Origin of the sequence: Cupriavidus basilensis, from assembly GCF_000876015.1 — a bacterium.
In the GTDB taxonomy this organism is placed as follows: Bacteria; Pseudomonadota; Gammaproteobacteria; order Burkholderiales; family Burkholderiaceae; genus Cupriavidus; species Cupriavidus basilensis_B.
In genome coordinates this window covers 63,912-77,449 of record NZ_BBQM01000028.1, presented here as the reverse complement: position 1 = coordinate 77,449, position 13,538 = coordinate 63,912, and the positions used below count along the sequence as shown (strand labels likewise).

Sequence of the window (13,538 nt, the reverse complement as noted above, 5' to 3'; positions counted from 1 at the left end):
TCAGCGCCGCTCCTGGGCGCACTCCTGCCGGTAGGCTTCATTGAGCTTCTTGCGGTCGGCCTGACGCTCGATGGTCGGATGGGTGCTGCCGTCAGGCGCGGTCACGGTGGATTTGCCGGTGGACCACTGCGTGCCCGCGGGCAGCCCGTTGATCCGGTCCAGCAATTGCTGGCAATGGGTGCGCTGGGCCGGCGTGAGCGTGCCGTCGGCGGCGGGGCCGGCATTGTCGGCGGCCGGATCGAGCATCAGCGGCGGTGGCGGCGCGATCATCGGCGCGGGCACCTCCAGGTCGGCGGCCATGCCTGCCTGCCCGCCGCACAACCCGAAGCCCAGCAAGGCGGCCATGACGATCGAAACCCGTTTCATTTCCATTTCTCCCCAGCGGGAGGCGCGACGCGCCATCCCTGATGATCCGTATGTGTCCGTGGCCAGCGGCGGCGGCGCGAAAACCGCGCGGGCGCGGCTCCGCCCGCGAGGCAAACCCCGCGAGGCAAGGACGAGCCGGATCTAGCTTCGTTCCCTGCCGTTGCCGTTGCCGCCGCGGCCGTTGCGATGGCGGTTGCCCAGCAGTTCCAGCTTGAGCAACGCATCCGCAAGCATACTCTTAAGGCGGGTATTCTCCTCCTGCAGCTCGCGCAGCTTGCGGCTTTCCCCGCGCGCATCCGCGCCCGCGCCGCGGGCGTACTTGATGCGCCAGCCATAGAACGACGCATCGCTGAAGCCGTGGCGCGCGCACAGCTCGCGCACCGGCACGCCGGCCTGCGCTTCCGCGAGATAGCCGCGGATCTGTTCCTCCGAGAATCGTCTGTTCACTGCCTGCCTCCACTCGCAAACGCCGCGGGCGCCGCATGTGCCGCATGTATCGTGCGGGCGCGCGCGGCGCCGGTCCTACCCCTGCCCAACGTTATCACCCGCGCCGCAAAAGGCAATTCAGTGTGTTCAAGGCGCGTGTTAAGCAATTTGAAGACCCCGGCGCGGACATGAGAAAAACCGGGAAAGACAGGTGCAGTTAATTGGTTAACTGATTCTGCAGTGTGGAATGCATTCCAGATGACTCCAGCAAGCGCCGGATGGTACCCCCGAAAAACAGGGAGAAAAAATGCCGCCCACTCCGTCGACTCCCGACCCGTCTCCGGCTGCCGCAATGCGGGAAATCACGGCGCCGGCAAGCACGCGGCAGGACATTGCCGCCCTATTCCGGCAAGAAGAATCGCATGGCGCATCTGGAGAATCCCGCTCCGGGCGCGCTGGCAAGTTCCAGGGTTATGGATTAATCTTGTCTGGCATTAACTAAATTTCGAGCGCCGGCAACCGGGCTTCGCGCCCCGTGTCCGACTGGCGACAGGGCTCTCGCGCTAAGCCAGGTCGGCTGTCTTTTCCAGCGTGGGCGTCCATAAAACCGGGCTGCCATTTTCGAGAAATCGCGTCTTCATGATCCCGCGCCGGAAGCGGGCATGTCGAAGCGGCGCCGCGCGCCGCCGGGCCCGTCGAACCGGGCCTCCGGCCGCACTGAAAAGAAGAAACAGAAAAAGAAAAACCAAAGTTTCAAGTCGGGAGAAGCCACCATGCGGCACGTCAGCACCAAGCTCTTGCATGTCTTCGTTCTGCTGATGGAGTATCGCGACCTCAGCGCCGTCGCGGCCTGCACGCAAAGCCGGGTTCCCACCATTGCCTACAGCCTGGCGCGGCTGCGCGAAATCACCGGCGACCCGCTCTTCATCCGGCGCAACGGCACGCTCGAGCCGACGGCGCACGCGCTGCGGCTGGAGCAGACCGCGCGGCAGTTCCTGGCGAAGTGGTCGCGCCTGCTGCAGCCCGAGGCGCCCGCGGCGGCGCCCGCCGCCCGCCCGCGGCGGCGCCTTTCCATCGGCTTCTCGCCGTCGATCGGCGAGCCGGTCATCACCGAGATCCTCACCGCGCTGTGCGAGCGGTTTCCCGACGACCGCTTCGTGACGCGGCCGGTCTTCGCCGATGCCGCGCTGGCCGGCCAGTTGCACGACGGCGAGCTCGACTGCGCATTCGTGGTGGACAGCCGCTTCGTGCCGGACCAGGTCGCGCTGCACAGCATCATGGCCACGCCGCGGCGGCTGGTCAGCGTGTCGCGCCCCGGCCGCGCGCCGCACGCGGAGGGCAGGAACGAATGGATCCTGCTGCAGGAAGACACCGAGCCCGGCAGCCCGCTGCAGGCGTTCCTGAACCGGCTCGCCCACGATCCGGCATACCGCGAGACCGTGGTGCCGTCCTGGCACACCCAGGTGGCGCTGCTGCTGGCCGCGGGCGGCATCTGCCCGCTGCTCGACTTCAACGTGCCGCTGCTCACGCGCAGCCACAAGACGCGCCTGCTGGCGCCGCCGGCCAGCTTTCCCGAATGGGCCGCCCTGCATTTCTGGGCGCCGGCGCGCGCGGGCGCGGGCGAGGCCCTGCGCGGCATCATGGAGACCGGCAGCGCGGTCCTGCATGACCCGGTCGGCGCCATCGACCGCCGCCGCGAAGCCCGCGACATCCCCGCCGCGCACGCCGCCTGAACTGCCGCCTGAACCGCCGCCTGAACTACCGCCCGCACCGGCACGCGGACCTGCCCGCGGCCGGCCGGGCAGCCAGCCCGGTCCCCGATATTTCTCCTGCAGTTTGAGAATAGTCTCAGGCAATATGCCGAAAACGGCGCTTATTCTGCCTGGGCATCCGCTGCGCGAACACCGCGCGCCTGCCCAGGAAGATTGCCATGTCATTGAGAATCCTGATTGCCGATGACCATCCCGCCATCGCGCTCGCGGTCAGGAGCCAGTTGCGCGGACAGACCGGCTGGGAGATCTGCGCCGACGTGCGCGGCGCCGCCGAATTGCTGCAGGCCACGCGCGTGTTCCGCCCCGACCTCGTCGTCACCGACTATCACATGCCCTGCGCCGACGCCAGCGACGGCATCCGCCTGCTGGCCAGCCTGCGGCGGCACCACCCGGCGCTGGGCATCGTGGTGCTCACCATGATCACCAATCCGCTCGTGCTGCGCGCCATCCTCAACGCCGGCGCGCACGGCCTGCTGCTCAAGGACTCGCACCTGGACGAGCTGGTGACGGCCATCATCCGCGTCGAGCGCGGGCTGCGCTTCATCGGCGAGTCCGCCGCGCGCGTGCTGGAGCAGTCGGGCGCGCACTACGCGCCGGACCGCGCCGGCGCCGTCAGCCTGTCGGTGCGCGAGTCGGAGGTGCTGCGCCTCTACCTCAGCGGCAACTCCATCACCCGCATCGCCGGGCAGCTCTGCCGCAGCGTGAAGACCATCAGCCGCCAGAAGAACAGCGCCATGCGCAAGCTCGGCGCCAACAACGAGCGCGAACTGTTCGACTTCGCCGCGCAGCAGGGCCTGGTGCTGCCGCTGCGCGACGACGGACCCGGCGCGCCCGGCCATACCGAATGGCTATAATCGCTGCGCGCCGGCACCCCGCCGACCGCGCGCCCCTCCTCCACCCCCGACCATCCCCGCCGCCCTCATCATGCCCGTCCCCGCCGCCGCGCCCGCGGACCAGCCACTTGCCCCCGCCGGCAGCCTCAACGTGCCCGCGCTGCTGGTCGCCGCGCCCGCTTCGGGGCAAGGCAAGACCACCGTCACCGCCGCGCTGGCGTGGCTGCACCGCCGCCAGGGCCGCCGGGTGCGCGTCTTCAAGAGCGGCCCCGACTACCTCGACCCGTCCATCCTGGCCGCCGCGAGCGGCGCGCCGGTGCATTCGCTCGACCTGTGGATGACCGGCGCCGGCGATGCCGCGGCGCGCCTGGCGCAAGCCGCCGCCGAGGCGGACCTGATACTGGTGGAAGGGGTGATGGGCCTGCACGACGGCACGCCCAGCAGCGCGGACATCGCGCGCCATTTCGGGCTGCCGGTGCTCTGTGTGATCCAGGCCGGCGCGATGGCGCAGACCTTCGGCGCCGTGGCCTACGGCTTGGCCGGCTACGGCCAGCCGCTGCCGTCGATGCAGGTGCTAGCCAACGGCGTGGGTTCGACGCGGCATGCCGACATGCTGCGCGAGAGCCTGCCGGCGCATATCGGCTGGGCCGGCGGCCTCGCCCGCGACAAGGATGCCGCGCTGCCCGAGCGCCACCTCGGCCTGCACGCCGCCGACGAGCTGCCCGACCTGCCCGCGCGCCTCGACCGGCTGGCCGACGCGCTCGCCGGGCAGCCGGCCGGCAACCTGCCGCCGCCCGTGGCCATCGCCGCCGCCGCGCCGCTGCCGGCCCTGCCGCCGCTGCTGGCCGGCAAGACCATCGCCGTGGCCCGCGACGCGGCATTCCGCTTCCTCTATCCGGCCAATCTCGACACCCTGCAGGCGCTCGGCGCGCGCCTGGCCTTCTTCTCGCCGCTGGACGACGCGGCCCTGCCCGCCTGCGACGCGCTATGGCTGCCCGGCGGTTATCCCGAGCTGCACGCGGCGCGTCTGGCCGGCAACGCCGCCATGCTGGCCGCGCTGCGCGCCGCCCACGCCAATGGCCTGCCGATGCTGGCCGAATGCGGCGGCATGATGATGTTGTTCGAATCGCTGACGGACAAAGGCGGGCAGGCGCACGTCATGGCCGGCCTGCTGCCCGGCACCGTGGCCATGCAGCCGCGCCTGGCGGCGCTCGGCCACCAGTCGGTGGCGCTGCCCGAAGGCACCCTGCGCGGGCATACCTTCCACTACTCCAGCGCGCGCACGCCGCTGGCGCCCTGCTGCCACGCCACGGTGCCGCGCGACGGCTCGCGCGGCGAGGCGGTGTTCCGGCACGGCGCGCTGACCGCGTCATACACGCACTTCTATTTCCCCTCCAATCCGCTGGCGGTGGCGCGCCTGTTCGGCGCCGGGGCGGGTTAGCGCCAGGCCGGCGCTCAGGCGACGGTTCAGGCAACGCTCACGCGGCGTCGGCATCGGCCGCGTCGGCCTTCTCTTCCTTCTCCCGCTGCTGGGTGCGCTGCACCGCCACGGCAATGCCGGACTCGAGCTGCTCCAGCCCCTTGGACAGGTTGCGCATGGTGGTCTCGGAGACGTTTTCCAGCACGTCCCGCAGGAACGACGAGCGCAGCGGCAGCGCCTGCTCGACGATGCCGCGGCCCAGGTCGGACAGCGTGACGTTGGTCACGCGGTTGTCGCGCTCGCTGGTGTTGCGCTCCACCCAGCCCAGCTCCTGCAGAGCCTTGAGCTGGCGCGTGAGCGCGCCCGGGTCCATGCCCACGCGGTCGGCCAGCGGCTTCTGCGCGATGGGCCCGGCGTGGCCGTGCAAGGCGTAGAGGATGCGCCAGCGCGGCAGGGGATGGCCGATGCGCTGCTCGAACGCAGCCGCGTAGGCCCGGTAGGTCCGTCCGAACTGCTGTAGCACAGCCAGGCTTTGTCGCTCCAGTTCCAATCCATTCTCCTGCTTGGGCCGCCGCGCGCCACGCGGACGATGCACGCGCGGCGCGCGGCGGCCTCACCATCAACGGACCAGCCCGGCGTCCCGGCATGCCCCGGGACGATCCCGGGGCTGCCCAGGACAAATTCATTCAGCGGCCATGACCTGCGGCTTGACCGCGCGCTCCAGCTTCACCGGCGGCACGCGGCGCGAGCGCCACAGGCCCACCACGGCGATCACCGCGGCCAGCGCCAGGCCCACGTGGATCGCGCCGACCAGCGACAGCCGGGCCTGCTCGAGCAGCAGGGCGCCGTTGTGGCCGCCCGCCTGCAACTGCGACAGCAGGCTCGACTGCGAAGCCCGGTCGATCAGGATCTGCGGATCGGCCAGGCGCGCCTGCCATTCGCCGGCGCCCGCGCTCTGCAGCGCGTCGTGCACGCCGCTGATGTAGCTGCGCGTGACCAGCGTGCCCACCAGCGCCGTGCCGATCATGCCGCCCACCATGCGCAGCGACTGCAGCATGGCCGTGGCGATGCCGAGATGCTCCCGGCCCGCGGTCTGCTGCGCGAACACGGTCAGGTTCGGCATGATGAAGCCCAGGCCGAAGCCGCCCAGCAGCATGATGCCAAACAACACGTGGTGCGACATCGAGCGCGTGGCCTGCGACAGGCCCAGGCAGGCCAGCGCCAGCATCGCGAAGCCCGCATACAGCATGTTGTTGGGCTGGCGGATGCGGGTGATGATACGGCCATTCAGGATACTGCCCAGCGTGATGCACACCACCAGCGGCGTCACCAGCACGCCCGCCTCCTTCGGCGAATAGCCGAAACCGCCCTGGAACAGCAGCGGCGCGTACAGCAGCAGCGAGAACATCACGAAACCGACCAGCACCGCCAGCAGGAACAGCGGCGCCAGCCCCGGATTGCGGAACATCTCCAGCGGCAGGATCGGGTTCGGCGCGCGGCGCTCCCAGCGCCACAGCGCCACCAGCGCGCAGACCGACATCACCACCAGCCCGCCCGTCACCAGGCCGAAGCCGCGCTCCGGCATCAGCTCCACGCACAACTGCAGGCCGCCCAGCCCGGCGCCGATCAGCGCCGCGCCCAGCCAGTCCACCTTGATCGAACCCGTGTGCGTCTGCTGGCGCAGATGCGGCAGGTAGCGCCAGGCGAACAGCAGCCCCAGCAGGCCCACCGGCAGGTTCACGTAGAACACCGAGCGCCAGCCATACGCCTCGGTCAACAGCCCGCCCAGCGACGGCCCCACCGCGTTGGCGATACCGAAGGCCGCGCTCATCATCACCTGCCAGCGCAGCCGCACGTGCGAATCGGGAAAGAGATCGGGAATGCACGCGAAGGCCGTGCCCACCAGCATGCCGCCGCCAATGCCCTGCAGACCGCGCGCCAGCACCAGGAACGGCATGTTCGGCGCCATGCCGCACAGCACCGACGCCGCTGTGAACACCACGATCGACGCCATCACGAACGGCTTGCGCCCGTAATAGTCGCCCAGCCGCCCGAAGATCGGCACCGTGATCACCGAGAACAGCAGATAGGCCGTGGCCACCCAGGCGTAATACTCGAAGCCCTGCAGCTCCGCGACCACCGTGGGCAGCGCGGTCCCGACCACGGTCTGGTCGAGCGCCACCAACATCACCACGAAGGCGATGCCCAGCATCGCCAACAAGGACTCGCGGAACGGCAACACCTGTCCGCTGCTATGCGCCTGGTGAGGCTGCGACATCATTTTATTGCCCGGTCAATGATTGTAGAGTCAATCATTATAGGGTAGTTGGGAGCGGGCGGAGCGGGTCGTCGGCAAGATTTATGCGGTGTCGATGCGATGTCGAGACGCCGCTCGTTGCGGACCGCCCACGGATGACGGCCAGCCGGCGGACCGGGATTCCCCACATGAAACGGCAGTGCCCTGCTTCAAGCCGCCTCGGGGGAAACTGCCGACCTTATCCACGCAAGAGCCTCATCCAGATCCAGATACAAGCTGGCATATGCTTTCCTCAGCAGCGCGTCAGGAAGAGCCCAGTCCCACTTCTCGCGTTGCAGGTTTTTTGCGTCCAACAAGAGATTGTCCAAATCTGGAAATTCATCAGTGGCAGCATCAGCCAGAGCACTCAGAATGTCTTCCTCACTATGACCTCCCTTGTGGACTTCGACGCCCAGGTCGGATGGCGCGGCGGTGAAGCCCCTCCGTTTGAGCAGACAGGCAATTGCTTCATTCCCCGAGTCCCCAATCCAGGTCAAGATCATCAGTTGAGTTCCTGCATCAAGAAGAACCCGACCATCGAGTCCCATTCGGCCGTAAGCCTCCCGCCCCTCCGCGACAAACCGCCTCGCCGACTCGTCCAGGAACGGCAGATCGTTGTCTCCCGCCAGCAACGCTCGCATGCGTTGGCGCACACGGGTATGAACCCGCCCGCCGCCCCCGGAGAACAAAGGAGGCGTGCCTCCCTTCGCTGGCGAAACATAGATAACTTTCTGCTCCTCGTCAATTTCGTCGACGTACCACGTTCTTCCAGCGAAGAGGATTCGCTGCCCGACGGAGAGCATCAGCGAGACTGGAAGTGCCCCGAGCGGTCTGCCGCCAGCCACAATTCGGAACTCTTCGTCAGCGGCAAAAGCAGCGTAGAAAGTGTAGTGATTGACAAATTTCTCGCCGAGAGGACCATGCAAGAGCAGTCCGGAAGAGTCCTGCATCAAGAGTTCCTTCTGTCCAAGATGTCGCAACAGAGCGATAAAATCCGGTCTAGATGTCCCGGAAAACGGCGCGGACGGTGCACAAAGAAGTTGGTACGCCTGCGTTGCCGTCACGCCGCCGTTCTGCGAAATAAGCGAAAGCAGTTGCTGAATCAGCGTAGAAAGGTGGAGACCGTGAATCCTGGGAGGCTCGAACCATTTTTCTCCTAGCAACGTAATCATGGCTGCCATTTGTACGGTATTGAGCCGAAGAAGTGTCGCAATGGAACTCCCAGGGACACGCGCGTCCTCGACGCAATAGCCCCTGAGAATGGCCGGCTCGTTCTTCCGTCTCCCCGAACGTCCAAGTCGCTGCCGCAGGCTGGCAACGGAGGGCGGAGGTCCAATCTGGGCAATGCTTTTCACGGCTCCAATATCGATACCCAACTCCAACGTATTGGTACAAACCGCGGTGGCCGGCTGAGTCTTCTGCTTTAGCGCTGCCTCGGTTTCTGAGCGTATCTCTTTGGACAGACTGCCATGATGCGGCCAGAACTGGTTCGGTACATGGTGATGAGCGCAGAGCCCCTGCAATAGATGCGTATAACGTTCCACCTCCCGGCGGCTGTTGGGAAAGACAAGGTTGTTCGAGCCTCGGAGCACCTTGAAGAGATGCGAAGCTATGTGAGCAGGACTGGCAGATTTGACCTCCGCACTATCGTCGGCATCGCGATGGGGCACCGACGGTTCTTCATAACCCTTGATTGCCACTTTCAATTCAGCCCCCGCCGCGCGGGACTCGACGATTACCACACTGTCCGCCTTGCCAGGACGAAGATAGTCAGCCCCAAGTTGCATATCGCCAAGTGTCGCAGAGAGGCCCACTCGAGGAATGACCGTTTTGAGAACGCTCTCTATGCGACATATGAGCGACTGAAGCTGCTTTCCACGCTCTGAGCCTATGAAAGCATGCAGCTCATCGATGACAAAGAAGGCCGTATGCTGGAATATGGTGCGAACAGATGCCCCCCGGTTGCAGAGCATCGCCTCCAGGGATTCCGGGGTGATCAGCAAGACACCGTGCGGATCCTTCAAGAACCGGGCTTTCGACGAAGACGAAATATCACCATGCCAAGGCCAGACTGGCACGTCCAGGTCTTCGCACAGGCGATCCAACCGCCCGAACTGGTCGTTGATGAGAGCCTTCAGCGGACTGATATATACGATTAGCCCGGGCTTTTCCTGTGCAACCAGATACGTTAATGCCGGAAAAAAGGCGGCTTCCGTCTTCCCTGCGGCAGTAGCGGCGGCAATGATGACATCCGTGTTCCCCTTGACGATGTGAGGAATTGCCACCTCTTGGGCATCCCTGAGTTCCTCCCAGCCCTCGGCCCAAATGAAGCGCTGGATCCGGCTGTCGAGTGCAAAGAAGGAGCTCGAATCAGACATGCCAGCTTAGAGCTTGAACGATGTCAGTTCATCGTCCTCATCAATGGCAGCATCCGCTTGACCGCCTGCGTCTGGCGTGATCTCAATGCCCCCCAGCAGCGTCTGCCAATCTGCGCCGGGATTTTGCTCTAGAACCGCGAGCAAATCGATAAACGAAGTAATAGTCGTCCGCGGTGTCCGAAAATAGCTGTCTCCAATGCGCTTCGAGCAGTGCTCCATGAAGCTGAATATGCCATTGTCCGGCAGAAGAGACTTCGCTTCGTCACCAAATGCATAGACCTGGCGGATCTTCTGCAGCAGCACATAGAAGTCTTCTGGTGTCAGACTGGAGAGTCGAACGACGGGTCCGGTGAAATCGACGAGTCCGCCGGCAGTGAAGACGTTTTGAGCCAGGCGACTCTGTAGCGCTGGATAGCTATACAGTCCACGCCGTGTGTCCAGCAAGAACTCCGGCGTTCCTCCCAAGACGAAGCCGAGTCCAACTGCCGTTCCTTGTAACGAGTCGTTCAGAATGCGAAGAATCTGCTCGTAATTTGAATTCCGAGCCTGCGTATTTGCAAGCTTGTAGAGATTAACAAGTTCATCAAGGCAAACCAGCAGGCCCGAAAATCCTGCCAACCGGACGAAGCGGCCCAAGAGCTTGAGTTGGTCGTAGACGGAAGCGTCATCGACAATGGTTCGCACGCCCAGTGCCTGCCTTGCATCCGTCCTCGTTGAGAACTCTCCCCGAAGCCATCGGACTGCATCCGTCTTTAGTTGTTCATTACCCTCTTCCGCCCCACGGCAATAGGCGGCGATGACGTCAGCAAAATCGTAGCCGTTCACTAGTTCCGTCAATTGCTCCAGCTTTTGCCGCAACACCGCTTCCGTAGTCTGCCCGCCAGTTTTGGCTTCGGACCTGGCAGTCGCGATGAACTTTTCGACGATGCCCGCGAGTGCGCCTCCGTCCGGCTTCGTCCGGGTCGAGATGTTGCGCATCAGTTCCGCGTACAGAGACCTGGCCTGGCCGCCGCTCGAGTGCAAGCGCCGATCGGGATTGAGGTCGGCATTGGCCACAACCAGCTTCTTCTCCATAGCAACCGATCGGACCAAATTTAGAAAAAAAGTCTTCCCTGCGCCATACTCGCCTGTTACCAAACGGAAGGCGGCTCCTCCGTCAGCAACCCGGTCAATATCGGTGACTAGAGTTTCTATCTCGCGATTGCGTCCGACCTGCACAAGATGCTGCCCAGTTCGGGGCACCACACCGGCACGTAACGATTGGATTACCGCATCACGGTCTTTGGGACGGATTGTTGTTGTCATGCTTCGATCTTCTCCATCAGTTCGGCACTGATAGCAACCGGATCGTCGCCCTCAGTAAAAGGCATGTCGTGCACGTCGAATGAAGCTTCATTGATCCGCTCGAGTGCACCATCAAGCATGAGGTCCAGGTCAGCACAGACATCGACCAGCTCTTCCCGCGCCCACTGGGGCCGCGATAACAGCATACGAGCGAACGCACTGTGAGATTCGTCCAGCCCTAACAAGCCTGACAAAGGCGACTCCGCGACGACCGCAGGATGAACCGCCTGCACTGACGCACGCGTCTCTTCTTCCTTAAAAATCCCTGCCAGCAACGCAGAGACTTTTTCCGTATCCTTCTGCAATTCGGCGATCCGCATGGGGTCTAGCCTGAGACTGCCCTTCTCCGGCGTGGCTACGCCCTGGTTCGACACTCTCGGGGTATCAGTCAACTCACGTACCGATGTCGAATGCACGTCGCTGAACACCTTGGCCGTGTCGATATCAAGCACCTTGTAGACTTTCTCGAGCAACCTGATTTCGCCCGCAGACACGATTCCGTCGCTCTGCACCAACGCCGCCATAAAGACAGCAATCGACTCCTTGGCACTCTTGTCCAGGGGCTCCAACTTTTTCTTCAGAACAGCCAGAGACAGCGGCTCCATTCGCAGGAGTTCTATGTGTGCCCACAGCCGGTGACGCTGGGCCTCAGTCAAGTGGACCCACGCCTGCACTTCCTGACGCAGATGTTGCACCTCCCCGTCGCTAAATTCGCCGTCAGCACTGGCAACGGTCGAAGCCAACTGTAGTGTCAGCTGCGCGGCTCGATAAGCCGCCGTGCTGCCGGCGTTCAACCCGTCCGCAGTCTCGACGAAAAGAACAACCATGCCTTCAGGCTTTGGGACTCGCGCACCATTCAGAATATCCGGTTCGATACCAATGCCTGTGTCAGCCAGCGCTCTCGCCAACCCAGTTAAGCCCGGCCTCGTTAGCACCGATTTGGCACCCAGCAACTCCAATAGACCGGAGAGCTTGAGTTGCAGAACGCCATCAACCATGCGAGCCTTGAGCCCACGTAGAGTCTGCTGAGTGGTCTCCGGCCAGAGCCAAGCTGGCAACTGAATCAATGCCTCGAGAGAGTTTGCCGCGTCAGGGTACCTACCTAAGTAACGGCTGTAAGCATCCAAGTCTGCCGTCGCGGCGTCTATGATCTGCTGCAGCTTCTTCACCGGAGCGGTAAGGGCTGCCACATCCGGCACTCCTCCGAAACTCAGCGTCAGTTCATCAGCCCCAGCGAGCGCGGCCGAGGCCGGCCGGTACACCAGCTTCAATTTGGTGCGATTCCGTGGCAGTTTCAAACCTTCGCCGAACATTTCCTCATACTTCTGCGCAAACAGCCTTTCAAACTGCTCGGGACATCGAATTGCAGGAGTGCGAAGCCCTGCTGCCGGATCCAGACGTGCCCACGCCAGTGCCAAATGTGTTGGTACAGGAACGCCATCGACCGCGGCTTGTCCCAAGGCAAGACGAAGATAGAAGGGAAGCTCATAGCCTCGAGGGAATGTCGGCACTGGCCGCTCATACAGCCGCGATGAGGCATCGGCCAGAGTCAAATAATCGAGAAACTCACTCGCATAGCGCCGGAACGAGTACGAAACTTCTCCGCCGTATATTGCCAGGAGGCGCCGTACCTCATCGGCGATAGCCGGTCTATCAGCCCGTGCATTTGCATCGTTGCCAGCATCGACGATGACACGACGCTCCAGACCATAGAAGAATAGAAAAACATAGCCGACGTCGGCACCAGGATGCTTCCTGCCATCGGCCAGCCAATTCAGATAGGCCCGACGGGCCTTGGGCGATATATCAGAATAGCTCGGCCAGTAGTCTGTCTGCCGCACCCTAAAATCACTTTCCGCAGCAACAGCCTTGCGAGGATCTATCAGGCTTGGATCATTTCCCCCATGCAGTGATGGTAGTGACGTCCCGACATAGATCATGCCACCGGGGATCAAGATCTTGTCGCTGTCACTTTTTCCCGAAACTGTGATGACGGTGCCGGGGGGAATCCACTTTGCCGCCCCCATCCCCTTCGGTGGCGATGGAATACGAAAACCCGATGTGGCAAAGCCATGTGCCTCATCCGACGATCCCCCGACGCTATCGGCCAATACACTGGTATGTACTGCAACCGATCCTGCCTGATTTGGCGAGGTCATGGGCGTCCGCTTTGAACCTCTGAAGAACAACTTGAAAGCACCGTAGCCCGCTGCACAGACTCCCAAGAATATCCACCATTCCTTGGGTAGCGCAAAAATCAGGACAAGTATTATGAAAACCCCAATACCGACAATCCCCCCACTCCCTATATTTTTCTTTCGTCTGGCCATATTTTCCCCAGCTCGTATTTTTTGATATAGCGCCTATATGAATTGACTGAGAACATACCCCTGCAATGTCCGCTCCGATCGAGCATATTGCAGGCCAGTTACCTCGCTCAATCCAGGACCCCACTAGATAGCTTGCCGCTGTGAAATTGTGCCTCACAGAGGGATTGTCTTGGAAAAAAGCATGGGCATCTTTGGCCACACCCCTCTAACGAGGGGTGCCCGTGCCATCGACAGATAGGGACCCCTCATCGTTTCCGCCTCGGGGACGCCACATGCGCAATTGACTCTTGCGGCCTAAACAGCACGCTTCTGCCACGAATTGGAGATAGCGCTGGTCCGTCAAGGAATTGGAGGGTGGTGGTCAGTGACGCTG

General features: G+C 63.5%; 11 protein-coding genes. 3 read left to right on the top strand and 8 right to left on the bottom strand.

Annotated features, from left to right (window positions below; all coding sequences use genetic code 11):
• The 3 genes from KF708C_RS29565 to KF708C_RS36545 form a co-directional block, all read right to left on the bottom strand.
• A complete protein-coding gene (locus tag KF708C_RS29565; RefSeq protein ID WP_231586632.1) occupies positions 1-366 on the bottom strand; it encodes a hypothetical protein in 366 nt (121 codons plus the stop codon).
• 141 nt (positions 367-507) lie between these two features.
• Positions 508-813: an IS3 family transposase gene (locus KF708C_RS29560; RefSeq protein WP_020206287.1), complete on the bottom strand. Its 306-nt coding sequence runs from the start codon at positions 811-813 to the stop codon at positions 508-510.
• Between the two features lie 542 nt (positions 814-1,355).
• Entirely contained in the window at positions 1,356-1,595 is a 240-nt protein-coding gene (locus tag KF708C_RS36545) for a hypothetical protein (protein WP_196812945.1), read from the bottom strand.
• On the opposite strand from KF708C_RS36545, the gene KF708C_RS29555 reads away from it, so the two are divergent.
• The 3 genes from KF708C_RS29555 to KF708C_RS29545 all read left to right on the top strand — a co-directional run bounded on the left by KF708C_RS29555 (position 1,566) and on the right by KF708C_RS29545 (position 4,838).
• Entirely contained in the window at positions 1,566-2,525 is a 960-nt protein-coding gene (locus tag KF708C_RS29555) for a LysR family transcriptional regulator (protein ID WP_059415186.1), read from the top strand. The genes KF708C_RS36545 and KF708C_RS29555 overlap by 30 nt on opposite strands.
• Before the next feature lie 197 nt (positions 2,526-2,722).
• The gene (locus tag KF708C_RS29550) at positions 2,723-3,418 is read left to right on the top strand and encodes a response regulator (protein WP_029044297.1); all 696 of its coding nucleotides are present in this window, start codon (positions 2,723-2,725) and stop codon (positions 3,416-3,418) included.
• A gap of 70 nt (positions 3,419-3,488) precedes the next feature.
• Positions 3,489-4,838: a cobyrinate a,c-diamide synthase gene (locus tag KF708C_RS29545; RefSeq protein WP_059415030.1), complete on the top strand. Its 1,350-nt coding sequence runs from the start codon at positions 3,489-3,491 to the stop codon at positions 4,836-4,838.
• Between the two features lie 37 nt (positions 4,839-4,875).
• Here the strand turns inward: KF708C_RS29545 and KF708C_RS29540 are convergent, their stop codons facing one another.
• From KF708C_RS29540 to KF708C_RS29520, 5 genes are all read right to left on the bottom strand, one after another.
• Complete coding sequence (locus KF708C_RS29540) at positions 4,876-5,367, bottom strand: MarR family winged helix-turn-helix transcriptional regulator (RefSeq protein WP_059415028.1); 492 nt, start codon at positions 5,365-5,367, stop codon at positions 4,876-4,878.
• 132 nt (positions 5,368-5,499) lie between these two features.
• Entirely contained in the window at positions 5,500-7,098 is a 1,599-nt protein-coding gene (locus KF708C_RS29535; RefSeq protein WP_059415026.1) for an MFS transporter, read from the bottom strand.
• A gap of 185 nt (positions 7,099-7,283) precedes the next feature.
• Entirely contained in the window at positions 7,284-9,491 is a 2,208-nt protein-coding gene (locus KF708C_RS29530; RefSeq protein ID WP_059415024.1) for a DEAD/DEAH box helicase, read from the bottom strand.
• Between the two features lie 6 nt (positions 9,492-9,497).
• A complete protein-coding gene (locus KF708C_RS29525; RefSeq protein ID WP_059415022.1) occupies positions 9,498-10,796 on the bottom strand; it encodes an ATP-binding protein in 1,299 nt (432 codons plus the stop codon).
• Entirely contained in the window at positions 10,793-12,994 is a 2,202-nt protein-coding gene (locus KF708C_RS29520) for a TerB N-terminal domain-containing protein (protein WP_231586631.1), read from the bottom strand. Before KF708C_RS29520 ends, KF708C_RS29525 begins: the two co-directional genes overlap by 4 nt.
• Between the last annotated feature and the right edge of the window lie 544 nt (positions 12,995-13,538).

What these genes read in the sequence shown, in the direction of transcription:
- KF708C_RS29565 (WP_231586632.1), bottom strand. Translation starts at nt 366, where the DNA reads ATGAAACGGGTTTCGATCGTCATGGCCGCCTTGCTGGGCTTCGGGTTG.
- KF708C_RS29555 (WP_059415186.1), top strand. Translation starts at nt 1,566, where the DNA reads ATGCGGCACGTCAGCACCAAGCTCTTGCATGTCTTCGTTCTGCTGATG.
- KF708C_RS36545 (WP_196812945.1), bottom strand. Translation starts at nt 1,595, where the DNA reads ATGCAAGAGCTTGGTGCTGACGTGCCGCATGGTGGCTTCTCCCGACTT.
- KF708C_RS29550 (WP_029044297.1), top strand. Translation starts at nt 2,723, where the DNA reads ATGTCATTGAGAATCCTGATTGCCGATGACCATCCCGCCATCGCGCTC.
- KF708C_RS29545 (WP_059415030.1), top strand. Translation starts at nt 3,489, where the DNA reads ATGCCCGTCCCCGCCGCCGCGCCCGCGGACCAGCCACTTGCCCCCGCC.
- KF708C_RS29535 (WP_059415026.1), bottom strand. Translation starts at nt 7,098, where the DNA reads ATGATGTCGCAGCCTCACCAGGCGCATAGCAGCGGACAGGTGTTGCCG.
- KF708C_RS29530 (WP_059415024.1), bottom strand. Translation starts at nt 9,491, where the DNA reads ATGTCTGATTCGAGCTCCTTCTTTGCACTCGACAGCCGGATCCAGCGC.
- KF708C_RS29525 (WP_059415022.1), bottom strand. Translation starts at nt 10,796, where the DNA reads ATGACAACAACAATCCGTCCCAAAGACCGTGATGCGGTAATCCAATCG.
- KF708C_RS29520 (WP_231586631.1), bottom strand. Translation starts at nt 12,994, where the DNA reads ATGACCTCGCCAAATCAGGCAGGATCGGTTGCAGTACATACCAGTGTA.